The organism is Bradyrhizobium sp. CCBAU 11357, assembly GCF_028128865.1.
Classification (GTDB): domain Bacteria; phylum Pseudomonadota; class Alphaproteobacteria; order Rhizobiales; family Xanthobacteraceae; genus Bradyrhizobium.
The window spans coordinates 56,185-78,352 of record NZ_LBJW01000094.1; the positions used below are offsets into that span (position 1 = coordinate 56,185).

Sequence of the window (22,168 nt, forward strand, 5' to 3'; positions counted from 1 at the left end):
TTATTCTTCCAAGAAGTTAGGGAATGCGTCCAGTCCGAGGTGAAGTTTGGCCCCCAAAATCTTTGGTTGAGGGGCCTCCAAGCCCTTCGACGGAGTGATGGTCGGGCAGAATCACCATGCTGGAGAATGAGCCGGGCACGAGTTTGGAAGGCGGGCTGAAACGCTGGCTCGAAAGTATCGGCCTCGGGCACTACACCGATCTTTTCGCGCAGCACCGTCTCGATCTCGACGTCATCGCGGATCTCACCGAAGCCGATCTGGTCGAGCTCGGATTGCCGCTCGGCGATCGCAAGCGGCTCCAGCGGGCGATGGCGGCGCTGTTTCAAGCGGAGACCACGGAGGCGCCAGCCGCGGCGGCGCGCCCGCAAATACGGGCGGAAGTCGGAGCCGAACGGCGCCAGCTCACCACCATGTTCTGCGACATGGTGGATTCCACCTCGCTGTCCGCGCAGTTCGATCCGGAGGACGTCCGCGACATGATCGCGGACTTTCGCGAAACCTGCGTCCGGGTGGTCAAGCAATACGAGGGCTTTGCCGCCCGTTTCGTCGGCGACGGTATCCTGGTCTATTTCGGCTATCCGACCGCACATGAGGACGATGCCGAGCGCGCGGTGCGCGCCGGGCTCGAGATCGTGCGGGTGCTGTCGACCGCACGCGCGGTCGAGCCGCGCGGTGCGCTCAGCCATTCACCCGCCGTCCGCATCGGGATCGCGACCGGCCTCGTCGTGGTCGGCGATCTGGTCGGGCAGGGCACCGAAGAGCGCGATTCCGCGGTCGGGGAAACCGTCAATCTCGCGGCGCGCCTGCAAGGCCTGGCGCCGCCCAACGGCGTGGTCATCTCCGCTTCGACACAGTCGCTGCTGAAGGGGAAGTTCGACTACCGCAATCTCGGCGTCCACGACTTGAAGGGAATTCCCGAGAAGACACAGGCTTGGCACGTGGTGCGCGCCTCGCGGGTGGAGACCCGCTTCGCCGCCGCGATGGGCACGCGGCTGACGCCGCTCGTCAACCGCGAGGAGGAGATCGCGCTGTTGATGGGGCGCTGGCAGCAGACCAAGGACGGCGACGGCCAGGTCGTGGTCAAGTTCGGCGAGCCCGGCATCGGCAAGTCGCGCATCATCCAGGAGATCTTCGAGCGGGTATCGGGCGACCGCCATGGACAGGTCTCGCTGCAGTGCTCGCCCTACTACACCTCGACCGCGTTCCATCCGTTCGTCGCGCAGCTCAAATTCACCCTCGGCCTCGATCGCGAGGAGTCGTCCGCGCTGTCGCTGGCGAGCCTGGAGAACGCGATCGCCGCCGCTCATGGCGACATCGAGCAGGTCACCCCGCTGTTTGCCGCGTTGCTGTCGATACCGACCGGAGACCGCTATCCGCCGCTCGAGCTGTCGCCGCAGCAGCAGAAGGATGCGACCGTCGTGGCGCTGGTCAACCATTTCCTCGGACTTGCGCGCGAGATGCCGCTCGTGATCGCGTTCGAGGATCTGCACTGGATCGACCCGACCTCCCGCGAGGTGATCGACCTCCTGGTCGACCGGGTGCAGAACCGGCCGATCCTGGCGATCATCACCGCGCGCTCGGAATTCCAGCCGAGTTGGAACGCGCATTCGCACGTCACCACCCTGGTCCTGAATCGGCTGAGCCGGCAGCTGCGCACGACGCTGGTCGAGCGCGTCGCGGGGCGCGAGATGCCCAAGGAGGTCGTCGAGGAGATCATCGTCAAGACTGACGGCGTACCGCTATTCCTGGAAGAGCTGACCAAGACGGTGCTCGAATCCAATCTGCTCACCGAGCGCCACGGGCGCTATGTGCTGTCGGGACCGTGGCGACAGCTCGCAATCCCCGCCACCCTGACCGACTCCCTGATGGCGCGGCTCGACCGGATGGGACCCTCCAAGCGGATCGCGCAGATCGGCGCCACGATCGGCCGCGAGTTCTCCTACGAGACGCTGCACGCCGTCGCCAACACGCCGGCCGAGCAGATCGAGGCGGCACTCAATCATCTGGAGGAGGCGGGGCTGATCATGCGCCGCGGCCATCCGCCGGACGCGCTCTACTCCTTCAAGCATGTGATGATCCAGAACGCCGCGCATGCGAGCCTGCTGCACAGCGAACGGCGCAAGCTGCATGCGCGGATCGCCCAGGTGCTCGCCGAGATGTATCCGGAGAAGACCGAGCGCGAACCGGAGCTGCTCGCCCATCATTTGACCGAATCCGGCCAGAGCGAGGGCGCCGCCAGCTTCTGGCTCAAGGCCGGCAAGCAGGCCGCCAAGACCGGCGCCAACCTGGAAGCGATCGGCCACCTCCGCCGCGGCCTCACCGTCGTGCAGGCCAATACGCGCATGCAGGGCGCGGACGAGATGGAGCTCGAGCTGCGCATTGCGCTCGGCAATGCGCTGATCGCCGCCAAGGGCTACGCGGTGCAGGAGGTCGAGGAGAACTACATCCGCGCGCTGGAGCTCGGCCGTCAGCTCGACGACGATGAAAAGGTCTTCGCTGCCACGCGCGGGCTCTGGGTGTGCCATTTCATCCGGGCCGATCTCACCCGCGCGCACGATCTCAGCGTCGAGCTGTTGAAGTTCGCCAAGCGCGAGCGCCTGAACGAGCGGACGCAGCCGGCGCAGCAGACCGGCTATCTGATCGAGGCGCACCGCGCGATCGCGATGACCATGCTCTATCGCGGCCGCTTCGCAGCCTCGCAGCACCATTTGCACCGCTGCATCAACCTGTTCAGCCCCGATCTGCACTCCGATTTGATCCAACGGCACGGCATCGATCCCGGCGTGGTCTCGCTGTCCTATCTCGGTTATCTCCTGTGGTTCCTCGGCCGGCCCGACGCCGCCCGCCAGCACAGCGAGCAGGCGATCGCGAACGCCGAGAAGATCCGCCACCCGTTCACGCTCGCCTTCGCGCTGGTGTTCGGCGCCTATCTCCGGCAGCATTTGCGCGACGTGGAAGGCACCCGCGACCACGCCAACCGCGCCATGATCATTGCCACCGAGCACAATTTCCTGCATTGGAAGCAGCAGGCGGCGATCCTGCGCGGCTGGGCGCTGGCTCAGCTCGGCGAAGCCGACGAAGGCCTCGCTCAGATGCGCTTCGGCCTCGACGAGTACGAGGCGATGGATTCCTGGCTCGCCGGCTGCTGGTTCCGCTGTCTGCTCGCGGAAACTTACGCCAAGGTCGGGATGCGCGACGCCGCCTTGCGCGCGTTGGATGGTGCGCTTGCGACCGCAAGGCGGACCGGCGATCACTTCTATCTCGCCGAGGTCTATCGCCTGCAAGGCGAGATCACGCTGGCGGGTGGCGACCCGGCGTCGGTACAGGAGGCGGAGGACCTGTTCGGCCTGTCGCTGGAGATCGCGCGCAAGCAGGGTGCGCTGTCCTGGGAGCTTCGCACCGCCGTCTGCCTCGCGCGCCTGTCGCATCAAGCCGGCAAGCGCGAGCACGCAAGGCTCCTGCTCATGCCGATCGTCGGCAAATTCAGCGAGGGCTTTCATACGCAGGACCTGAAGCAGGCGATGCAGCTCGTCGAGGAGCTCGGTATGGACGCGCCGGTGCGCGAGCAGGCCGGTCATGTGACATGAGCGATCTTGCCGCCGCGCGTGCGCGCTATGTGGAGCTGATCGCCAGGCGCGAGCGGATTGCCTCAAGGCGTCTGCTCGATGCGCTCGCCGCCATCCCGCGCGAGAAGTTTCTGCCAAGGGGACCGTGGCGCATCAAGGGCGAGGCTGCGCGCAGCTACCGGCTGACGCCCGATGCCGATCCCGTTCATCTCTATGACAACGTGCTGGTCGCCATCGATGCACGCCGCAAGCTCGACACCGGCCTGCCGAGCCTGTGGGCGCATTTGATCGACATGCTCGACGTCAAGCGGGCGGACCGTGTCGTGCAGATCGGCTGCGGTCTCGGCTATTTCTCGGCGGTGCTGTCGATGATGGTCGGCGAGAAGGGCCGTGTCCATGCGATCGAATGCGACGAGCGGCTCGCGGCCCGAGCGGCAAGGTATTTGCGCGACTATGGGAACGTCACCGTCGTCCACGGCGATGGATGCAAGGACGTGGGCGAGCCCGCCGACGTGATCATCGTGCATGCCGGCTTCCCGCATCCGCATCCGCTCTGGCTGCGGTCACTCCGTCCGCGCGGCCGTCTTCTGGTGCCGCTGACCCAGCGCGACCGCGAAGGCGCCGCCCTCAAGATCAGGCGGAGGGCCAGGGGTTTCGAGGCAGAAGCGATCCAGCAGATCCGGATCTTCCCCGGCCAGGGCCGCGGCGTGAGCGCCCTCGACGACCGCGTCGCCGACTGGTGGCAGCGCGCCTCAGCCCTCGCACCGCTCCGCTTTCGCGGGCTGGAGCAGGGGCTGCCGTCGGATTAGTCCTCTTCGAACCAATGCAACAATTAGGGGGCGCCCGTCCCCTTTCTTGTTCCCGGTAGGTCGTCTATATTTTGACCAGTCTCTGGGGAGACGGATGAAAGACAGGCTGAACGAGGGCATAGTTGGCGACACCGCGAAGCTGATGATGCATCGGCTGATCGTGCGGAGGCTCCGACATGACCCGTCATTGGTGGAGAAGGCCAAGGAAGCGCATACGCGGCAAGCCGACCAATTTGACGGCTGGCCTTTCGTGCGGGAGTGGCAGAAGCTGCTTGCGCTTCCTACCGGCGAGCTCGCGTCGAGGCTGATCAGCCGCGATCGCGAGATGGTGATGCTCCGCAACTCGTCACCGTTTTATCTCGTCGAAGGCGTTCATTTCGGCGACTACGATGCGCGAATTCGATTGAGGAGAGCCGCAAGACGTATCGTCGAACGCGGCTTGAGCGCCCGCCCTCCCTCTTCGCGTGGCCCTTGATGCCCGGGACCGGCGTGCTGCGCACCTTGGAGGATTTGCTCAGGGTCGTTAGGGCCCTAGCGTACGAATTCGAAACCGATACGGTATTTGTGGTTGGCAGTCAGGCAATTCTGGCTTCCATGCCGGATGCTCCGGAGGCCGCAAGAGAATCTCCGGAGATTGACGCGTTTCCGGCGAACGCGAGAATCTGGGAACTCACCGAGGCCAAGCGCACGCGCGATGGTGTGCAGCCGATGGCATCCGAACATATCGATGGGCTGTTCGGATCGGAGAGCCAATTCCATCGTACGCATGGGTTCTACATCGATGGCGTCGATGAGACCACGGCCAAACTCCCGAGAGGCTGGCAGGGGCGAGCAGTCAGAGTGCAAACCGAAGTCGCGGGAAGAACGGTCACGGGTGTGGCTCCGGCGCCGGAGGACCTTGTCGTGTCCAAGCTTGCGCGGTTGGACGAGAGGGACAAGCGGTTCGTGGGCGCAATTCATGAGAGGCGTCCGCTGGACCTGAGGCTGGTCGAGCGCAGGATTCGCGAAACCGACCTTGATCCGGCCGTAGCGGAGCGGGCGATCGCCTACATCCGAGGCCTGTAGTCCGAAGGCTAGTCCTTCCTGCAGTCGCACTTCGTTTCGCTTTACCTTGATTCCTATCGTGAGTTTCCAGCATGTTGCATTGCCGCTATCAGTGCGAGCTGATGGCCATCCGAGCGTGCTCCATGCATTCCGTTGCCCTGCTGACTGCCAGCTACGCCAAGGATATCGAACGCTTTTCGCTGCTGAGCGAGAGCATCGACACCTGGCTGACGGGCTACACGCGGCATTATGTACTCGTTAACGATGAGGATGTGCCGCTGTTCGCGCGCTTCGCGTCCGACAAGCGCGTGATCGTTCCGGCCTCGCGGTATTTGCCGAAATGGCTGTTCGCGCTGCCGCCGGCGCTCCAGTTCGGCAGCCGGCGGGTCTGGTTGTCGCTGCTGTCGTCGCCGGTGCACGGCTGGCACATCCAGCAGATCCTGAAGATCGCCGGCGTCCTCAATGCGCCGGAGCAGCGCCTCTGCATCCTGGATTCGGACAATCTGTTCTTCCGCGAGTTCGACGTCGGCCAATATGCCGGCGGCGAGCAGACGCCTCTCTTCGTCACGCGCGAAGCGATCGGTGCCGACCACCCGCTGCATGGTCTGTGGTTGCGCACGGTCGATCAGTTGCTCGGCATCAAGCAGCGCACCTTCCCGGCGGACGATTATGTCGGCAACGCGCTGGTCTGGGACAAGGACACCGCGCGTGCGATGACGGACGCGATCAAGTCGGCGACGGGCCTGAGCTGGGCGTTGGCGCTGTGCCGGAAGAAGAAATTCTCCGAGTATTTGCTTTACGGAAACTTCGTCGCGACCTCGCCGGAGCACCTGGCGCGGCATCGGGTCACCGAAGACAGCATCGCGGTCTCGCACTGGGACGACACGCCGCTCGACCGCCCGGCCATCGAAGCGATGATGCGTACGGCCTCGCCCGAACAGGTCGCGCTTTGCATTCAGTCCTATTCGTCGACCTCGATCGACGACATCCGCGATGTGTTCCGTCTCTCATCAAGCGACCGACGCGCGCCGAGCCTGGCTCCCGATCACATCGGCGACGTGGCCGCGTTCGAAACGCCCAAGACACGCTGATCTCTAAGCGTCTTTCGTGAACTTGCTGATGACGTCCATGAACGGCTTCGGCTTGAACTCGCCGTCGAGCGGAAGCGGGCGGTTCGGCTGCTTGTCGGCGCGGGCGAAGGTGCCGTTGATCCAGCTGTAACGATCCGAGAGGCCCCAGGTCAGGATCGAGCGCACCGGGCCGCTCGCGGAAACGGCGGTCAGCAGGTCGTCGACGCGCTTGGCGACGACGGCATCGCGCTCCGCAGGACTCCCCGCCAGCTTCTGGTCGTCGACGTCGAGCTCGGTGATGAGCACCTCGAGCCCCCAGGAGCGCAGCTCGGTGACGAAGTCGGCGAGCCCGTGCGTGTCGATCTCGAGCTCGGCATGCAGATGCGATTGCAGCCCGACGGCGTGGAGCGGAACGCCCTGATCGAGCAGGTCCATGATGAGGTTGCGATAGGCCGCCCGCTTGGCGATGAAGGAATCCTTCGCCGATTCGATGTCATATTCGTTGATCGCGAGCTTGACGAAGGGATCGGCCGCGGCGGCCGTGCGGAACGCCAGCGCAATCCAGCTCTTGCCGAGATGCTGCGTCCAGAACGTATCGCGCCGGTCGGTGATCCCCTTCGGATTGTCCGGGATCGGCTCGTTCACGACGTCCCACGACGTCAGCTTGTCCTTGTAGTAGGAAACGACGGTGCCGATGTGATCGAGATAGGCGCGCTCGACGCCCTTTCTGTCCTTGATCTGCTTGGTCCAGTCCGGAATGTCGTGATACCAGGCGAGCGCGTGGCCGCGCATGGTCAGATCGTTGTCGCGCGCGAAATCCAGGATCGCGTCGGCGCGCTCGAAGGCGAACGTATGGGCGTCCGGCCGCAGCATCGGCCATTTCAGCTCGAGCACCGGCACCACCTGCGTGCAATAGGTGCTGATGGCCTCGCCGAGCCGCGGATCGGCTTGCAGGTCCCACAGCGTCGCCGCAGCGCCAAAGCCGGGACGGCGCTGGGCGCGTTTCGAGGCCGGCACCGCAGACGCGGATGCGCCCGCGGCGAGGGCCGCGGCGCTGCCGAGCAGAAATTCGCGTCTAGCGAGCCTAGTCACGTTGGGACGTTCCTTCTGCAACCAACGCGCCTTCCTACCAAGCGATGCCGTGCGCTGCCCGGGTTTCATGTCGTTCGGTTAACTCTGTGGCGGGCCGGCAAAAGGGGATCCGGACGCGGAAAACGCCCGGAAACATGGTTTCCTTTCCCTGATCCATCCGCCCGTTCAGCACAGCGCAAATTTAACGCTAACGCGCGAAAGCCGCTCCAACGCCTCATTCGCCGCCCGTTCTGCAGACTTATGTGACACTCTTGAGAGATGCTGCGGCGCAGTTCGTTCGCCCGCCAAGATCCAATTGGGTCGACCGTCGCCACACTCGCAAGACCGCTGCCGGTCCCGTGCTCGCATGCTGAACCGCCATTTCTCGATTTATCTCGTCGCCTACATCCTGCCTGCGGCGGTGGGCTTCTTTGCCGTCACGGCCTATACGCGGCTGCTGAGCCCGGCGGAATACGGTGTCTATGTGGTCGGCATCAGCCTTGCGGGCATTCTGGGTGCGATCTTCTTCGCCTGGATCAAGCTGTCGGTGTCGCGCTATCAGGCGATGTCGGCGGAGATCGATTTTCGCGGCACGGCGATCGTCGCCTTTGCCCTGGCCGTCGCGGTGCTCTGCGCCACCACGCCGCTGGTCGTCCTGTTCCGCGGCGATGTCAGCGTCGAGCTGCTGCTCGCCAGCATGTTCGTCGCGATCATGGCCAATGCGGTCGATGTCGGCCAGGAGTTCGAGCGCGCCAAATTGCGGCCCTACCGCTTCGCGGCGATCTCGATCGTGCGCAGCGTCTCCAGCGTCGGCTTCGGTCTTCTCGGCATCTGGCTCGGCTGGGGTGGATTGGGACTGCTCGCCGCATTCGGTCTGGGGTCGCTCGCCGGCATCATCCTCAATCTCGTCGGCGACCGCACCAGGATTGCGCGCTTCCAGCGCAGCCAGTTCATGCAGCTGGCGCGCTATGGCCTGCCGCTGACGCTGGCCGGCCTCTCCGTCGCAGTTTATTCGGCCTGCGACCGGCTGATCGTCGCCTATCTGCTCGGCAAGGACGCTGCCGGCATCTTCGGCGTTGCCGCCGATCTGCCACGCCAGTTCATGGTCATGATCGCATCCAGCGTCGCCGCGGCGACCGTGCCGCTGGTGTTCCGGTCCTTGTCCGAGAACAACGGCGAGACGACGCGGGAGCGGCTGACCGAAAGCCTCGAGCTCCTGCTCGTCGTCGTGGCGCCCGTCGCGGTGTGGCTCGCGCTCGCGGCGGACCAGGTGGCCGGCACGCTCGTCGGCATCGATTTCCGCGCCGGCGTCTCGGCGCTGCTGCCGACGCTGGTGCTCGCGCGGCTTTTCGGCATCGCCAATCAGTTCTACGTGCAGATCAGCTTCCAGCTCGCCGAGCGGCCGTTCATGCTGGCGGCGCAATCCTTTCTCACGCTGGTGATCAGCGTGTTCCTGATGTTCGCGCTGATCGGCGGCTATGGCCTTTACGGCGCGGCGCTGGCGACGCTGGCAACCGAGGCGATCGGCTTCCTCGTCGCACTCGTCCTGATGCATCGGGCCCATCCGGTCCCGTTCGAGCTCAATCGCCTCGCCGGCGTTGCCGCCTCCGCAGCCGCGATGGCGACGGCAATTCTGCTGGCGCGCTCGCAAGCGGGCGGTACCGGACTCTCATCGCTCATCGTCGTCAGCCTCGCCGGCGGCCTCGGCTATGCGGCTGCGGCCTGGCTGCTCAATGTTGCGAACGTGCGGACCTTGTCGCTGCGTGTGCTGCGAACGCTGAACCGCAAGGCGTTGGGCGTCTAGCCCCGCCTCAATGGGCGCGTCCCCCGCGGCTGATCGGACATTCTGCCGCAGCGGTCGAGACCAGCTTCGGGCCAGCCTCGGCTGAAGGCCGCCTTCCGCCTGGGCGAGGCGTCGTATATGAGAGATTTGCCGCCGGAAGTGCCGAATCTCGCCACAGAGGGAACGTAAGGCGGCTGCGATTTCTTAATGCAATGATTCCAATCTGACACGTGAGCGACACCAGCCGATGGGCAGTTCGACCGAGGATGGCATGAAAAACCGATCGACGACGGCGCAATCCATCAGGGCGGTGGGGCGCCGGGGGCCTGCCGGAATCATGGCGCTCGTGGCGGCGGCGACCCTTGCAGCAGCGGCCCCGGCGATTGCGGCCAAGCAGCAGCGCCAGGTGGCCGAGGCGGTGGCGCAGCGTGTGGCCGGCGAGCCGATCATGGCGATCGTGTCGATCAAGAGCCAGCAGGTCACGTTCTACGATGCCGATGGCTGGATCCTGCGCGCGCCGGTCTCGACCGGCACCACGGGCCGCGAGACGCCGGCCGGGGTGTTCGCCATCGTCGAGAAGGAAAGGGAGCACCGCTCGACGATGTATGACGATGCCTGGATGCCCCATATGCAGCGCATCACCTGGAACGGCATCGCCCTGCATGGCGGGCCGCTGCCCGGCTACGCCGCCTCGCACGGCTGCGTGCGCATGCCGTTCGGCTTCGCCGAGAACCTGTTCGACAAGACCTATCTCGGGATGCGCGTGATCATCTCGCCGTATGACTCGGTCCCGACCGACTTCTCTCACCCCTCGCTGTTCGTGCCGAAGCCGGAGGCCATCGCGGCCGTGCCTGCTCGGGCCGACAAGCTCTCCGCCGAGGCCGAGGAGGCCACAAGGGCGGCCGACGAGGCCAAGAAGGCTGCGTCCGCCGCCGCGAAGGAAGCCGCCTCGCTCCCGGCCGCGCTGCGCAAGCTGGAACAGCAGAAGGCCCGCGCCGATGCCGAGCTTGCCTTCGCCGACAAGACGCTCGCGAATGCCAGGAACGATCAGGCCCGCGCCAAGGCCGAGGAGCTGAAGCAGAAGGCTGCAGCCAAGGCTGCCGACGCGGCGACGCAGCTCGACGCCGCCAGGGCCGCCGCGCAGCCGAAGCGCGATGCCGTGGCCGCGACCAAGGAAGCCGCGAAGACCTCTGCGGCCAGAAAAACCGAGGCCGTCAAGGCGGCGACCGACGCAAAGCTCGCTGGCGAGCCGGTCTCGGTCTACATCAGCCGTTCGACGCAGAAGCTCTACGTGCGGCGGAACACGCACAAGCCGGCGCCCGACGGCGGCGGCGAGGTGTTCGACACCAGCATCGAGGTCCCCGTCACGATCCGCAATCCCGAGCAGCCGATCGGCACGCATATCTTCACGGCGATGGCGAAGACCGGTACGGGCCTGCGCTGGAGCGTGGTCACGATCGAGAACGGCGACGAGGCACGCAACGCGCTCGATCGCATCACCATCCCGCAGGACGTGTGGGACCGCATCGGGCCGACCGCGTTGCCGCGCTCCTCGATCATCATCTCGGACGAGCCGCTGAGCAGCGAGACCAATTACCGGACCGAGTTCGTCGCGGTGCTGAGCAACGAGCCGCAAGGCGGCTTCATCACGCGCAAGCCGACCGCGCCTGCGATGATCGCGAGCGATGACGGCTGGGACAATAACGGCTTCGGCTTCTTCTTCCAGCAGCGCGATCCCTACGTCCAGCCGGCCAACCCGCGCCGGCGCAGCCAGTACCAGTATTATCAGCCGGCGCAGCCGATGCAGCGGGGCTTCTGGTAAGGACCTGCCGCGTCGATCGATGCCCGCGGCTACGGGCGGGCCTCGATCACGATCGCCTGGATCTTGCCCTCGACCGGACCGGAGCCATGGCGCGTCCGGATTGCCTCGGCAACGATATCGGTCGCAGCCTGAAGCTTGCCGGCATCCCGCGCCTCGATTTCGCTGCGCAGGGGCGTGCCCTGGCAGAGCGCAATGGCAACGTACTCGGCTGAAGGCGCGCGGCTGATTTCGGATCGGGTTTCGATCGAGATGTCGCGGAAGCCCGCGCGTTCGAGATCGCCCCTGATGACGGCCTTGTCGTGATAGCCGTGCGGCGTCCGGATCATGAAACGTGGCGGATCCTCGGGAAACAGCTTTCCGAGCGCGGCCGTGGCTTCGTGCGTCAGCACATTGTCCTCGATGCGATCCCAGACGTTGAACACGAACGTGCCGTCGCCCTTCAGGACGCGCTTGACCTCTCCATAGGCCTTGATGCGGTCCGGAAAGAACATCGCGCCGAACTGGCAGCAGACCACGTCGAACTCGGCAGCGCCGAAGGGCAGGGCCATCCCGTCCGCCTGGCGCCAGGTGATGCGATCGTCATCCGCCTGGCGCTGCGCGGCGACCGCGAGCATCGGCTCGTTGAGGTCGGTTGCAACGTAGCGAACGCCGCGCGGCAGCGCCGCCGCCACGGCACGCGTCACGGCGCCGGTGCCCGCGGCGATCTCGAGCAAGACGGAGGGAGAGCGTGCGGCGACGCGCCGAGCCATGTCCTCCGCATAGACGGAGAAGATCATCGGGACGAGATACTCGTCGTAGATTTTCGGAATCGAGCCGGCGAAGACCTTGTCAGTGTCGGGCATGCTAGCCTCGCTGAAGGTTCGGACACGAGGCGCAAATTACCATGGTTTCCCGCCAGGGCCAGCACCTCGCGGTCGATAGCGGCCTGAGCGGGATGTAGCTACGCCAATCACACCCACCGGCGTCATCCTGAGGTGCTCACCTTGCGATGCATCGCATCGCAAGGTGAGCCTCGAAGGATGGGCCACGAGCGCTTGCAGCCCATCCTTCGAGGCGCGCAAGGGCGCGCACCTCAGGATGACGGAGTGCTTGTGGATAGATAAGATCGCAGGCTCATCGCCCGTGCGACCGCGCACGACAAACGAGATGGTCGAGCGAGATGAGCCCGGGCCCGTAAGCCATGATGCCGAGCGCCATCGCTGCCCAGGTGAGATGGATCGGCCAGCCGTCGGGCACCGTGAGCTCGACGATCAGCGTCATGAACAGCAGCCCGAGCGCTGCGAACCGCGTGCCGAGCCCCAGCACCAGCAGGATCGGGAACATGATCTCGCCGGAGCCCGACAGGAAGGCCATCACCGTCGGTGCCGGAAAGTGATAGGGCCCGCCCGGCAGATGCAGCATGAATTCGTCGCTGAACAGCGTCACCGCGGTGTCGTTGAGCTTGAGGAAGCCGCCCCATTTGAGCAGGCCCGAGCGCCAGAACGGCACGGCCAGCGCGAGGCGCAGCACCAGCTGGACGAGGGATGGCGTCGCGAGCGTCTGCACCAGATGATTGGCTCTGTCGATGAGTGCTCCGGGCGAGGGCAGGCCGCTGGCGGTCGTCATGTGCTGGTCCGTGATCATGATGGGTCTCCGCAACAGAGCGAGGTGAAGGCGCCGGCTTCCATCAGCCCGGCGATGTTCGCGGCAATGTCGAATTCGCTTGCAGCCTCCAGCGCCGCCGTCGCGGCCTCGCCGAGCGGCCGCCCTGACATGAGAAGGTGCGCGAAGACCGCGCCGCCGGGTGGCAGGCGGCGCACGGCGACGTCGAACTCGCCTCGCGTGATCAGGGCATCCTCCGGCGTCGAGGCATCGATCCGCATGACCGGTGCGTCGTCGCGGTTGGCCGCAAAGATCGTCAGGGCGGCGTAGTCCGAACGCAGGCATCGCGCGGCCGGGTGCGGAATGAACACCAGATCAGCCAAGCGATCGGGTGTCACCGCCGCGAGCCGGGCCGGCGACAGCGGAGCGGCGTCGGCGGCGTGATAGGCATCGAGCCAGGCCCGTTCGAGACGCGCAACGTCGGCGAGCCAGGGCATATCTTGCGCATGCTCGTAAGCTTCGATGAACTCCGGGAAATCGCGGCCGTATTCGAACAGCAGCGGCGATGTCGGCGGATGGCTGCGCACATGCAAGCGCGCCATCGCGCGGAAGAAATCGGTGCCGGTGATGCGCTGCACCGCCGGATAGATCGCGGCGAGCGCGTCGATCAGGCTGACCGTGACGTTGTTGCGGTAGACGTCGTAGCGCCGGCCAGCGGCTTTGCCGTTCGGGCCGGTGACCAGCTCAGGCGTGCTGCGTGCCGGATCCAGCAGCGCCGGCGCGAACGATGCGGCAAAGGACAAGCCGGGTTCAGGCAGCATGACGGTCTCCTGCCATTGCTGTGGATTGACGGCGGTCGAGGATCGCCTGTGCAGCAGCGGCCTCCGCTTGCAGCACCGGCCAGTCCGGAATCTTGCTGTCCCATTCGATCAGCGTCGGCACCGGCCCGCGGCGTTGGATGACGATTTCGTAGAGCTTCCAGACGGCGTCCGCGACCGGGCCGTCGTGGCTGTCGATCAACAGCAGGTCACCTTCGTCGTCGGCCTGCTCGGCATGCCCGGCGAGATGAATTTCCTCGACGCGCGACAGCGGGAAATCAGCGAGGTAGTCGAGCGCGGAGTATCCATGGTTGGCCGCGGAGACGAACACGTTGTTGACGTCGAGCAGCAGGCCGCAGCCGGTGCGCTCCGCAACGGCTCGCATGAATTCGGTCTCGCGCATCGAGGATTCGCGAAAGGCGAGATAGGTCGACGGGTTTTCCAGGAGCAGCGGCCGACGGATCGCCTCCTGCACCTGGTCGATATGATCGCAGACGCAAGCCAGTGTTGCCGCGGTATAGGGCAGGGGCAACAGATCGTTGAAGAAGCTGGTCTCATGCGTCGACCAGGCGAGATGCTCGGACACCAGCGCGGGCTGATAGCGCGCGACCAGGCCGCGGAAGCGCGCCAGATGCGCCTTGTCGAGCGGCCGGGGCCCGCCGATCGACATGCAGACGCCGTGCAGCGAGAGCGGATGATCGCAGCGGATCGCCTCCAGCGCGCGATGCGGCGGCCCTCCGGCGCCCATGTAGTTCTCGGCGTGGACCTCGAAGAAGCCGCGCCGAGGCTTCGCCTCGAGGATTGCGGGGAGGTGCTCGGGCTTGAAGCTCGTCCCGGCAACGCCGCCGATCGGCGTCGCGAAGCGGAGCGGCAGCGCTGCTGGCAGGGCCGGCTTGATTGTGCTCATCGTGCTGCTCCGTTCGCGCTTGCTGTTGCGCCGGCCGTTACACCGGCTTGAGCGAACCCTTCTTGCCGCCCGGCAGCTCGATGCTGGTGCAGGTGCCGCCCTGGACGAATTTCCAGGCATTACCCTGGTAGTCGGCGGTCGAGGTGCCCTGGCAGGTCGTGCCCGGTCCCGCCGCGCAATCGTTCTGGCCCTTCAGCGCAACGCCGAAGCACTTCTCTTTCTTGGCGGCGACGGCGGCATCGGCTTCGGCCTTGGTCAGAGGGCCGGCGGAGGCAAGGGTCGCAAGCGCGGTCGACACCGCACCGGCGAGGGCGAGGGAGGTCACGGCATGTTTGACAGACATCAGAGGTTCTCCTGTTCGAGGTGGCATCGCCTGGGCGGGGATGCGCGCATGGTCTCCTTCGCTCCGCGCGCCGTCCGCGTTACCGGCGGGCTGCTCACGAAGCCGTGAGACCGATTGGATCGGGCGCACGGGCAGTGCGCTTGGGTGGGGATTAGCGGGCAAACGACGGCGTAAAGCCAATGCTCAGCTTCTATCGAGACGTTAGCCCACGGGCATTGGCGGCCGGCACCCGCTCCTGCCAGACGTAACGAACCAGCGCCGGCGGCCGTAAGGCAGTGTCAGTGGCTCGCGACAAGGCGCAGGCGAAGACAGCGATGACGGTCGATAGGCAGCTTCATGCGATCGCAAGGATGACGGTGAGCATCCGCCTTGCTGTGTCCGCGCTGGTCCTCGCCGCGATCCTGCTGACGGCGGCGCTGTCCAGCCTGCTGTGGTGGCGCACGGCGGAGACGGCCAGCCGGCAACTCGCCTCGACCATCAACGAGCAGATCGTGGCGGCGGTGCGCAAGGAGGTCTCGGCCATCGTCGACGAGGCGCGGGCCGCGCACACCGCGATCCGCACGCTGTTCCTCCAGAACGTGCTCGACACCCGCGAGGCTGACAAGCGCGAGTTCGTCTTTCTCTCGCAATTGCAGTCGCAGGCGACGATTTCCTGGGTCGCATTCGGCTGGCCCGACGGCTCCTTCTTCACCGCGCACAAGCTCGGCGATCGGCGCCTGGAGATGATGGAGATCTCGCTCACGGATCATCCGGGCCAGCGCCGCGTCGACGAATACGACGTGGTGCCCGGTGACATCGAGTTCGCCAATCGCCGCTTCGAGCCGACGGATTTCCGCGTCGCCGATCAGGCCTGGTTCAAGGCCGGCCTCGGCGCGGACGACCCGCAATGGTTCAGGGTGATGGACCACGCGACCGGCGAACGGCCGTCGATCGCTTTCGCCGGACCGATCGACGTCTATCAGGAGCGGCAAGGCGTGCTTGCCGTCATCATCGAATATACCAGGCTCGCACGTTTCCTGTCGCAGCTGGAGGTCGGGCGCACCGGCACCGCCTTCATCGTCGACGGCAGCGGCGAGCTCGTCGCAGCGCCGGACAAGGACGCCGACGAGCTCCATCCGGCGCGCGGCGACACCGCGCTGCTGCCGCTGGCGCGCGCAGCGCTCGACAAGGCGGGCGAGGCCGGCCGCAAGGAGGCCTGGCGGAGCCGGCTCACCTCGGGCGGCGCGGCCTATGAGGTTGCGCTGACGCCGCTGCCGTTTCCCGGCTGGTCGCTCGCGACCGTGATCCCCGAGGCCGAATTTCTCGGGCCGGTCGAGACGACATTGCATCGCCTGATCCTCGGCCTCGCCATCGGCGCCGTGCTCGCGGCGCTGGCCTCGGCGATGCTGGCGCGGTCCGTCATCGCCGCGCCGCTGTCGCGCGTGGTCGGCGAGCTGCGCCATGTCGAAGCCTTCGCGCTGGAGCAGGTTCGTCGCCATCCGTCGCGGCTCGAGGAGATCGCGAGCCTGTCGGGTGCAATCGCGGAGATGGCGGCCGGCCTGTCCGCATTCCGCAAGTTCATCCCGGCGGATCTCGTCCGCGGACTGCTGCGCCAGGGCGTCGAGGCGCGGCCGGGCGGCAGCATCCAGGAGCTCAGCGTGATGTTCATCGACATCGCCGGCTTCACCGGGCTGTCGGAGCGGCTCGGCGATCGCGTCGTGCCGCTGCTGTCGCGCTATCTCGACCTCACCTCCGAGATCATCGTCGCCAACGGCGGTACCATCGACAAGTTCATCGGCGATGCCGTGATGGCGTTCTGGGGCGCGCCGCAGCCGCAAGACGATCACGCCGCGCGCTGCTGCCGCGCCGCGCTCGCCTGCCGCCTTGCGGTCGAACAATCCGGCCTCGTCGACGATCTCGGCCAGCCGCTCCAGATCCGCATCGGCGTCAATTCCGGCTGCATGCTGGTCGGCAATATCGGCTCGGAGCTGCGGCTGAACTACACCGTGATCGGCGATGCCGTGAACGTTGCGAGTCGGCTCGAAGGCGCCAACAAATCCTACGGCACGCAAATCCTGATCGGCGCGGCGACCGAGCGTCTGGCGCGCGGCGCCGTCGTCGCGCGCGAGGTCGACAGTATCGCGGTCTACGGACGCGAGGAGGGGCTGTCCGTTCACGAGCTGGTCGGGATGGTGAACGATAATGCGGCGGGCAGCGACACGATCGGCTGGATCGCGGATTACGAACGCGGTCTCGCCGCCTATCGCGCGCGCCGCTTTGTCGACGCACTCGCCGATTTCGAGGCCGTGCTGAAGCAGCGCGGACACGATCGTCCGGCCGAGCTGATGCGTGACCGCTGCCGTCGGCTCGCTGCAGCTGCGCCCGACGTCACTTGGCGGCCTATGGCGGCATTGACGTCGAAATAGCCGCGCGGATTTTGCGACGTCATGCGCGTGCCGCGCATTCCGCAGGCCGAGCCCTTGAGCTCGCCGGGGCCCTATTGTAAGGGATCGCCTGGGTCTGCAGTTCACCCAGGCGTCAGCGTCCCGCGAAGCTTCTGCGTCATCTCAAGGCCGGCGCACCCGAGGCGTGGAAGGCGCGACATGACCACAAATCCGGATGCATTGCCGCTCGCCGGGCCTGCTCCGGTCTCGGTGCAGACCTCCCGTGGGATCGTCCAATGCGCGATCGCAGGCGAGGGGCCTGCCATCCTCGCCATTCATGGTGGCATGGGAGGCCACGACCAATCGTGGCTGCTCGCGCGTGCGCTCGCCTCGACGCTCAGCGACAAGCGGGTTATCGCCGTGTCTCGCCCGGGCTATCTCGGCTCGCGCCTTGAACTGGGTGCCTCGCCCGACGAGCAGGCTGATCTCTATCGCGAGCTGCTCGATGCGCTCGGGATCTCCAACGTGGCGGTCGTCGCGGTCTCGGCCGGCGGCCCCTCGGCGCTGCAATTTGCCGCGCGGCATCCCTCGCGCTGCCGCTCGCTCGTGCTGGTGTCGGCCTGCACGGGGCGACTGCAAACGCCGCCGGAAATCGCCGCGCGCCTGCGCATGATGCGCCATCTTGCGCGTCTTCCCGGATTGCCTCGGCTCCTGAAGTGGCGGGCTGAACGCAATCCGCAATCCGGTGCGCGCCGCGCGATTCCCGATGACGCGATGCGCGAGCGAACCTTGCGCCATCCCGAGGCTGGCCTCTTATTGCGCACCTTGCAGTCGAGCGTGCTCGAGCATCTGCACGCCAGGATCCCCGGGACCGTCAACGACATCGCACAATTTGCCGCGCCGGAGCAATTGCCCGCAGGAGCGGTCTCGGCGCCTGCTCTCGTCGTGCACGGCCGCGCCGACGATGTGGTGGCGTTCTCGCATGCCGAGAACGTCTGCCGCGCAATCCCGCAGGCGAAGCTGCTGGCGCTCCCCGATGGCGGTCACGTCTCGCTGTTCACGCATCTGGACGCGGTGCGCGAGGCGGCCGAGCCGTTCCTGGACGGGCGCGCCGCTGCTTCGCACCCTCATCGCATCAGGGATCTCCATGAAGGCAACGCTGCTCAATCCTGAAAGCTACACCCGCTCGCCGTGGAAGAATGGCGGCGGCATCTTCACCGACATCGCCGACGCTCATCGGGCCGATGCGCCGCGCAAGGACTGGAACAGCCTGCTCTGGCGCTTTGCGTCGACGCCGATTCTGGCGCCCGGTCCCTTCTCCCATATGCCCGGCATCGACCGCTTGCAGATGGTGGTGGAGGGCCGCGGACTGGTGCTGAAGTCGCCGACGCAGGAATTCGACGAACGTGAACCTTTTACGACGGTGCGTTTCACCGGTGAACTCGAGATCGTGACCGAGCTCGAGGCCGGCCCCGTCGAGGTCGTGAACCTCATGGCGCGGCGCGGCGCGGCCGAGATCGACCTCCTCGCACTGAAGGAGCCCGGCGACCTCCGGCTCGCCGCCGGCACGCATCTGGTCTACGCCCCGCGCGGCGAATGCCGCATCCGCCTCGACGATGGGGATTTTGCGATTCCCCGCACCGGCACGCTGAAGCTCGAGCTGGCCGGGCCATCGCAGCTTGCGCTGGTCTCGGGGCTCGCGGTGCTGGGGTCGATCCGGCTTCTGGGGTAGAACCTCAGACCGATGCGCACAATCCGTGCAACTGGCTAGGTTGACGCGGCCCGACCGGCGCACGATATCTGCTTCGTTAAAGACCGCAGCTCGAGGGGCAGGATATGAATGCGCCAGATACATACGCCCCCACGCAGGCCGACGGCGTCATCGACTGGCTGACCAACGGCACGCGCGGCGAGCGCTTCATCGACGACATCTTCGCGCAGATGTGCATCCGCCTGCAGCAGGCGGGCATCCCGCTCAAGCGGTCGACGCTTCACGTGATGATCCATCACCCGCAATGGCTGGGCGCCCGCATGATGTGGTCCGACGGCAAGCGCGAGGCGGAGATCACGCTCGCCGACTACGACGTTCGCGAGCGGCCCGAATATATCGGCAGCTCCGCCAACGAGATCCATGACGGCGCCGACGAGGTCCGCGAAAAGCTCGAGCGGGATTTCTCGCTCGGCCGCAAGCACGCTCTCTATGACGAGATGCGGTCGCTGGGCATGACCGATTATGTGGCCTGGCCGCTGCTTCACACGCTCGGCAAGCGCCACGTCGTCACCTTCGCCACCGATCGTCCCGGCGGCTTCGAGGACGTCCACATCGCCGGCCTGAAGAAGCTGCTGCCGGTGCTGGCGCTGGTCAGCGAGATCCGCATCAAGAATCGCCTGGCACGCACGCTGCTGGAGACCTATGTCGGCACGCACGCCGGCGAGCTGATCCTGGCAGGCGCCACAAGGCGCGGCAGCGGCACGACGGTGCGCGCGGCGATCATGATCTGCGACCTCAGGGATTTCACCAAGATCTCCGACAACTGGCCGCGCGACGACGTCATCGACCTGCTCAACGATTATTTCGACGCGATGTCGGAGCCGATCGCGCGGCACGGCGGCGAGATCCTGAAATTCATCGGCGACGGCCTGCTCGCCATCTTCCCGCTGCGTCAGCCGAACGCCTGCGCCAATCTTCTGCACGCCGTGGCCGAGGCGAGGGGAGCCATGGCCGCGCTCAACGAGCGGAACAGCGGAAGCGGCCGCGCGCCGCTGAATTACGGCATCGGCGTCCACGTCGGCGACGTCATGTACGGCAATATCGGATCGGCCAGGCGGCTCGACTTCACGGTGATCGGCCCGGCCGTCAACATGGCCTCCCGCCTGGAGACACTGACCAAGACGCTCGGCAGGAACGTGCTGCTGTCACGTGATTTCGCCGAGCTGGTCGAGAAGGAGTTCGCATTGGAGCATGTCGGCCAGCATGAGGTGCGCGGCTTCAACGCGCCGATCGAGCTGTATGCCTATCCGGCTCGCGCTACTTCCGGTTAGTTCCGGTGGCGTTCGGCAGGGCCTGCTGGCCGCCCTGGGTTTGCCTGGCCGGATCGTTGTCGCCCGGCCTCATCGTTGACGACTTCGCCGGGGCATTCGCGCCGCCGCTGTTGGCGTCCGACGAGGTATTGAGGCTGGAGGCGCCCGCGCCGGTGGTGCCGCCGGTGCCGGTCGAATTGATGCTCGAGCCCGTCCTCGACGCACCCGCGCCGCTTTGCGCGAAGGCGGAAGGGGGCGAGGCGAGAGCCGCGATGAGCCCTGCGATGACGAGTGCTTTCATGTCCGCTCCTGTGCTCGGCCCCAGGCGGCCCCGGCCCGGCGGTCCGGGGGCGGGGCTTTGAGCCGGGGCCGCCATTTGCCGGAATGGTGAGACGCCGGCAAAAGGCCAATGCGCGGCAACGCGTGGTCGTTCCAAATCCTGTTCGGCGGCCGCAAACCCGCTGAACTACGCCGACCAGCGATCCTGCTCTTCCTGGTGCGCGTGCTCGTTCAGCCGGTCGGCGATCTCGTCGGCGATCTGCTCGGTCTCGGCCGAAGCCACCGGCTCGCCCTTGTGGGTCTTCAGCTTGTCCTTGTCGGCCTCGATCGGAAAATCGTCGGGTGTCAGTCCGGTCGTCTTGTTCATGGCACGCCTCACTGCATCCAGTTGCGGAAAACACGCGTGAAGGCCGATCGTTGCTACCAAAATGAAGCCGCTGGCGGCGTCAGGCGCCGCCGACCGCCCGCGTGATGGTGCCGCTCCCGCCGCAGGTCGCGCAAGGCGCGCCGTCGATGCGCCCCTTGCCGTGACAATCGGGACAGATGTCTTCGCCGGTGCCCTTGGTTCCGGGCGCGGCTTCGTCACCGGGATTGAGCGCTGCTTGCGTCTTTGCGTCTTGCGCGTGGGCAGCCTTCGTCTTGGTCATCTGCGCCTCCTCGAAAACACCGCAACGCGCCTTGCCGCAGAAAGTGCCAATCGGTTGGCCAGAGAACCGAGCGCCTATTGCCGATGCGGAACTCTCCGAATAGGCTTGGCGCACATCGTCCAACGGTCCTTCCATCGGCCGCGCCTTCATGCCCAAATTCCTCCGCATCGGTGTCCATCAGTCCAACGTCTCCGGATACACGTCGAAGGCGTGGTGTGTCAGACGCGTCGGCTCGGCGGTCTTCCTGAAATGGGGCGCGGTGGAGGTGCATGGCACGGGCGCCGCGCGCAAGGTCTATTGGTCGCGCCTGCCGCAGGAGAAGACCGTTCGTTGCGGCACCGCGCAGCGCGCGCAGGACTACACCAAAGCCGCGATCGCGCGGCGCCGCAGCCATCGCTATGAGCCGCTGACCGGCGCGATCGCGAACCGGCGGCCGCCGGCCGCGCGCGGCGTCGAGCTCAAGCAGGCGCTCGCCACCATCCTGATCGTCGACATCGTCGGCTCCACCGCGAAGGCGGCCAAGCTCGGCGATGCGCGCTGGACCAAGGTGATGGGCCATTATTACGCGGCGGTCCGCAAGGAGCTGAAGACGTGCGGCGGCAAGGAGGTCGTCACCACCGGCGACGGCGTGCTGGCGACCTTCAGAAAGCCCGCCGCCGCCATCGCCTGCGCCAGCGCGATTCAGAAAGCCGTGCGCACGCTCGGCCTCGAGATCAGGGTTGGCCTGCACACCGGCGAATACACCATCAGCGGCGGCGAAATGGTCGGCCTCGCCTTCCACATCGGCACCCGCATTGCCGCGAAGGCGCGCGCCGGCGAGGTGCTGGTGTCGAGCGCGGTGAAGGAGCTGATGACGACGCAAGCGGCGATCGGCCTGCGCGATCACGGCGTGCACCGGCTGAAGGGCGTGCCGGAGCGGTGGAGGTTGTGGCGGCTGGAGGGGTGAGGATCGTTCCTTGCCCAGCCTCGAGGTTTCATTTCGGGAACCGAGATGATCGACGTCCCAGTGTTTTCCAACATTCCGTTAAACCTAAAAATACCAAG

Annotated in this window: 21 protein-coding genes; 12 read left to right on the plus strand and 9 right to left on the minus strand. The window is 66.2% G+C overall.

Features of this window, described 5'->3' with window-relative positions:
• The first annotated feature begins 116 nt into the window (after window positions 1–116).
• The 5 genes from XI05_RS13845 to XI05_RS13865 all read left to right on the plus strand — a co-directional run bounded on the left by XI05_RS13845 (window position 117) and on the right by XI05_RS13865 (window position 6,510).
• Complete coding sequence (locus XI05_RS13845; RefSeq protein ID WP_271502349.1) at window positions 117–3,587, plus strand: ATP-binding protein; 3,471 nt, start codon at window positions 117–119, stop codon at window positions 3,585–3,587.
• On the plus strand, window positions 3,584–4,375 hold the full coding sequence (locus tag XI05_RS13850) for a protein-L-isoaspartate O-methyltransferase family protein (RefSeq protein ID WP_271502350.1): 792 nt from the start codon (window positions 3,584–3,586) through the stop codon (window positions 4,373–4,375). Before XI05_RS13845 ends, XI05_RS13850 begins: the two co-directional genes overlap by 4 nt.
• Before the next feature lie 94 nt (window positions 4,376–4,469).
• Entirely contained in the window at window positions 4,470–4,850 is a 381-nt protein-coding gene (locus XI05_RS13855) for a hypothetical protein (RefSeq protein WP_271502353.1), read from the plus strand.
• Complete coding sequence (locus XI05_RS13860; protein ID WP_271502356.1) at window positions 4,850–5,440, plus strand: DUF6036 family nucleotidyltransferase; 591 nt, start codon at window positions 4,850–4,852, stop codon at window positions 5,438–5,440. Before XI05_RS13855 ends, XI05_RS13860 begins: the two co-directional genes overlap by 1 nt.
• Window positions 5,441–5,562: 122 nt before the next feature.
• Window positions 5,563–6,510: a DUF6492 family protein gene (locus tag XI05_RS13865; protein WP_271502359.1), complete on the plus strand. Its 948-nt coding sequence runs from the start codon at window positions 5,563–5,565 to the stop codon at window positions 6,508–6,510.
• A 3-nt stretch (window positions 6,511–6,513) separates the two neighbouring features.
• On the opposite strand, the gene XI05_RS13870 is transcribed toward XI05_RS13865, so the two are convergent.
• Window positions 6,514–7,581 carry an endo-1,4-beta-xylanase gene (locus tag XI05_RS13870; protein ID WP_271502364.1) on the minus strand — a complete coding sequence of 356 codons (1,068 nt, stop codon included), beginning with the start codon at window positions 7,579–7,581 and terminating at the stop codon, window positions 6,514–6,516.
• A gap of 346 nt (window positions 7,582–7,927) precedes the next feature.
• On the opposite strand from XI05_RS13870, the gene XI05_RS13875 reads away from it, so the two are divergent.
• Entirely contained in the window at window positions 7,928–9,364 is a 1,437-nt protein-coding gene (locus XI05_RS13875; protein ID WP_271502367.1) for a lipopolysaccharide biosynthesis protein, read from the plus strand.
• A gap of 250 nt (window positions 9,365–9,614) precedes the next feature.
• Window positions 9,615–11,165 carry a L,D-transpeptidase gene (locus tag XI05_RS13880; RefSeq protein ID WP_271502370.1) on the plus strand — a complete coding sequence of 517 codons (1,551 nt, stop codon included), beginning with the start codon at window positions 9,615–9,617 and terminating at the stop codon, window positions 11,163–11,165.
• Window positions 11,166–11,194: 29 nt separating this feature from the next.
• On the opposite strand, the gene XI05_RS13885 is transcribed toward XI05_RS13880, so the two are convergent.
• The 5 genes from XI05_RS13885 to XI05_RS13905 all read right to left on the minus strand — a co-directional run bounded on the left by XI05_RS13885 (window position 11,195) and on the right by XI05_RS13905 (window position 14,814).
• The gene (locus tag XI05_RS13885; protein ID WP_271502373.1) at window positions 11,195–12,007 is read right to left on the minus strand and encodes a class I SAM-dependent methyltransferase; all 813 of its coding nucleotides are present in this window, start codon (window positions 12,005–12,007) and stop codon (window positions 11,195–11,197) included.
• 271 nt (window positions 12,008–12,278) lie between these two features.
• Window positions 12,279–12,788: a DoxX family protein gene (locus tag XI05_RS13890; protein WP_271502375.1), complete on the minus strand. Its 510-nt coding sequence runs from the start codon at window positions 12,786–12,788 to the stop codon at window positions 12,279–12,281.
• A complete protein-coding gene (locus tag XI05_RS13895) occupies window positions 12,785–13,567 on the minus strand; it encodes an HvfC/BufC N-terminal domain-containing protein (RefSeq protein WP_271502377.1) in 783 nt (260 codons plus the stop codon). Before XI05_RS13895 ends, XI05_RS13890 begins: the two co-directional genes overlap by 4 nt.
• Window positions 13,557–14,471: an MNIO family bufferin maturase gene (bufB, locus tag XI05_RS13900; protein ID WP_271502379.1), complete on the minus strand. Its 915-nt coding sequence runs from the start codon at window positions 14,469–14,471 to the stop codon at window positions 13,557–13,559. Before bufB ends, XI05_RS13895 begins: the two co-directional genes overlap by 11 nt.
• A gap of 37 nt (window positions 14,472–14,508) precedes the next feature.
• Window positions 14,509–14,814 (minus strand): BufA1 family periplasmic bufferin-type metallophore, encoded by a 306-nt coding sequence (locus tag XI05_RS13905; RefSeq protein WP_271502381.1) that lies wholly within the window; start codon window positions 14,812–14,814, stop codon window positions 14,509–14,511.
• 314 nt (window positions 14,815–15,128) lie between these two features.
• Here XI05_RS13905 and XI05_RS13910 point away from each other — a divergent pair, with 314 nt between their 5' ends.
• The 4 genes from XI05_RS13910 to XI05_RS13925 all read left to right on the plus strand — a co-directional run bounded on the left by XI05_RS13910 (window position 15,129) and on the right by XI05_RS13925 (window position 20,219).
• The gene (locus XI05_RS13910; protein ID WP_271502383.1) at window positions 15,129–17,219 is read left to right on the plus strand and encodes an adenylate/guanylate cyclase domain-containing protein; all 2,091 of its coding nucleotides are present in this window, start codon (window positions 15,129–15,131) and stop codon (window positions 17,217–17,219) included.
• Between the two features lie 177 nt (window positions 17,220–17,396).
• Window positions 17,397–18,350, plus strand: coding sequence for an alpha/beta fold hydrolase (locus XI05_RS13915; RefSeq protein WP_271502385.1), 954 nt, complete (start codon window positions 17,397–17,399; stop codon window positions 18,348–18,350).
• Entirely contained in the window at window positions 18,325–18,909 is a 585-nt protein-coding gene (locus XI05_RS13920; RefSeq protein WP_271502386.1) for a HutD/Ves family protein, read from the plus strand. The genes XI05_RS13915 and XI05_RS13920 overlap by 26 nt, the downstream gene beginning before the upstream one ends.
• A gap of 104 nt (window positions 18,910–19,013) precedes the next feature.
• A complete protein-coding gene (locus XI05_RS13925) occupies window positions 19,014–20,219 on the plus strand; it encodes an adenylate/guanylate cyclase domain-containing protein (protein WP_271502389.1) in 1,206 nt (401 codons plus the stop codon).
• On the opposite strand, the gene XI05_RS13930 is transcribed toward XI05_RS13925, so the two are convergent.
• The 3 genes from XI05_RS13930 to XI05_RS13940 all read right to left on the minus strand — a co-directional run bounded on the left by XI05_RS13930 (window position 20,206) and on the right by XI05_RS13940 (window position 21,124).
• Window positions 20,206–20,499 carry a hypothetical protein gene (locus XI05_RS13930; RefSeq protein WP_271502391.1) on the minus strand — a complete coding sequence of 98 codons (294 nt, stop codon included), beginning with the start codon at window positions 20,497–20,499 and terminating at the stop codon, window positions 20,206–20,208. The two genes, XI05_RS13925 and XI05_RS13930, sit on opposite strands and share 14 nt — an antisense overlap.
• Window positions 20,500–20,664: 165 nt before the next feature.
• Entirely contained in the window at window positions 20,665–20,844 is a 180-nt protein-coding gene (locus XI05_RS13935) for a hypothetical protein (RefSeq protein WP_036035855.1), read from the minus strand.
• Between the two features lie 79 nt (window positions 20,845–20,923).
• Window positions 20,924–21,124: a hypothetical protein gene (locus XI05_RS13940; RefSeq protein WP_271502393.1), complete on the minus strand. Its 201-nt coding sequence runs from the start codon at window positions 21,122–21,124 to the stop codon at window positions 20,924–20,926.
• A 148-nt stretch (window positions 21,125–21,272) separates the two neighbouring features.
• On the opposite strand from XI05_RS13940, the gene XI05_RS13945 reads away from it, so the two are divergent.
• Window positions 21,273–22,070, plus strand: a complete 798-nt coding sequence (locus XI05_RS13945; RefSeq protein WP_271502395.1) for an adenylate/guanylate cyclase domain-containing protein — start codon at window positions 21,273–21,275, stop codon at window positions 22,068–22,070.
• The last annotated feature ends 98 nt before the right edge of the window (window positions 22,071–22,168 follow it).

What these genes read in the sequence shown, in the direction of transcription:
- XI05_RS13920 (WP_271502386.1), top strand. Translation starts at nt 18,325, where the DNA reads ATGAAGGCAACGCTGCTCAATCCTGAAAGCTACACCCGCTCGCCGTGG.
- XI05_RS13925 (WP_271502389.1), top strand. Translation starts at nt 19,014, where the DNA reads ATGAATGCGCCAGATACATACGCCCCCACGCAGGCCGACGGCGTCATC.
- XI05_RS13930 (WP_271502391.1), bottom strand. Translation starts at nt 20,499, where the DNA reads ATGAAAGCACTCGTCATCGCAGGGCTCATCGCGGCTCTCGCCTCGCCC.
- XI05_RS13845 (WP_271502349.1), top strand. Translation starts at nt 117, where the DNA reads ATGCTGGAGAATGAGCCGGGCACGAGTTTGGAAGGCGGGCTGAAACGC.
- bufB (WP_271502379.1), bottom strand. Translation starts at nt 14,471, where the DNA reads ATGAGCACAATCAAGCCGGCCCTGCCAGCAGCGCTGCCGCTCCGCTTC.
- XI05_RS13895 (WP_271502377.1), bottom strand. Translation starts at nt 13,567, where the DNA reads ATGCTGCCTGAACCCGGCTTGTCCTTTGCCGCATCGTTCGCGCCGGCG.
- XI05_RS13910 (WP_271502383.1), top strand. Translation starts at nt 15,129, where the DNA reads ATGACGGTCGATAGGCAGCTTCATGCGATCGCAAGGATGACGGTGAGC.
- XI05_RS13860 (WP_271502356.1), top strand. Translation starts at nt 4,850, where the DNA reads ATGCCCGGGACCGGCGTGCTGCGCACCTTGGAGGATTTGCTCAGGGTC.
- XI05_RS13935 (WP_036035855.1), bottom strand. Translation starts at nt 20,844, where the DNA reads ATGAACAAGACGACCGGACTGACACCCGACGATTTTCCGATCGAGGCC.
- XI05_RS13875 (WP_271502367.1), top strand. Translation starts at nt 7,928, where the DNA reads ATGCTGAACCGCCATTTCTCGATTTATCTCGTCGCCTACATCCTGCCT.
- XI05_RS13940 (WP_271502393.1), bottom strand. Translation starts at nt 21,124, where the DNA reads ATGACCAAGACGAAGGCTGCCCACGCGCAAGACGCAAAGACGCAAGCA.
- XI05_RS13915 (WP_271502385.1), top strand. Translation starts at nt 17,397, where the DNA reads ATGACCACAAATCCGGATGCATTGCCGCTCGCCGGGCCTGCTCCGGTC.
- XI05_RS13850 (WP_271502350.1), top strand. Translation starts at nt 3,584, where the DNA reads ATGAGCGATCTTGCCGCCGCGCGTGCGCGCTATGTGGAGCTGATCGCC.
- XI05_RS13855 (WP_271502353.1), top strand. Translation starts at nt 4,470, where the DNA reads ATGAAAGACAGGCTGAACGAGGGCATAGTTGGCGACACCGCGAAGCTG.
- XI05_RS13890 (WP_271502375.1), bottom strand. Translation starts at nt 12,788, where the DNA reads ATGATCACGGACCAGCACATGACGACCGCCAGCGGCCTGCCCTCGCCC.
- XI05_RS13905 (WP_271502381.1), bottom strand. Translation starts at nt 14,814, where the DNA reads ATGTCTGTCAAACATGCCGTGACCTCCCTCGCCCTCGCCGGTGCGGTG.
- XI05_RS13885 (WP_271502373.1), bottom strand. Translation starts at nt 12,007, where the DNA reads ATGCCCGACACTGACAAGGTCTTCGCCGGCTCGATTCCGAAAATCTAC.
- XI05_RS13880 (WP_271502370.1), top strand. Translation starts at nt 9,615, where the DNA reads ATGAAAAACCGATCGACGACGGCGCAATCCATCAGGGCGGTGGGGCGC.
- XI05_RS13865 (WP_271502359.1), top strand. Translation starts at nt 5,563, where the DNA reads ATGCATTCCGTTGCCCTGCTGACTGCCAGCTACGCCAAGGATATCGAA.
- XI05_RS13945 (WP_271502395.1), top strand. Translation starts at nt 21,273, where the DNA reads ATGCCCAAATTCCTCCGCATCGGTGTCCATCAGTCCAACGTCTCCGGA.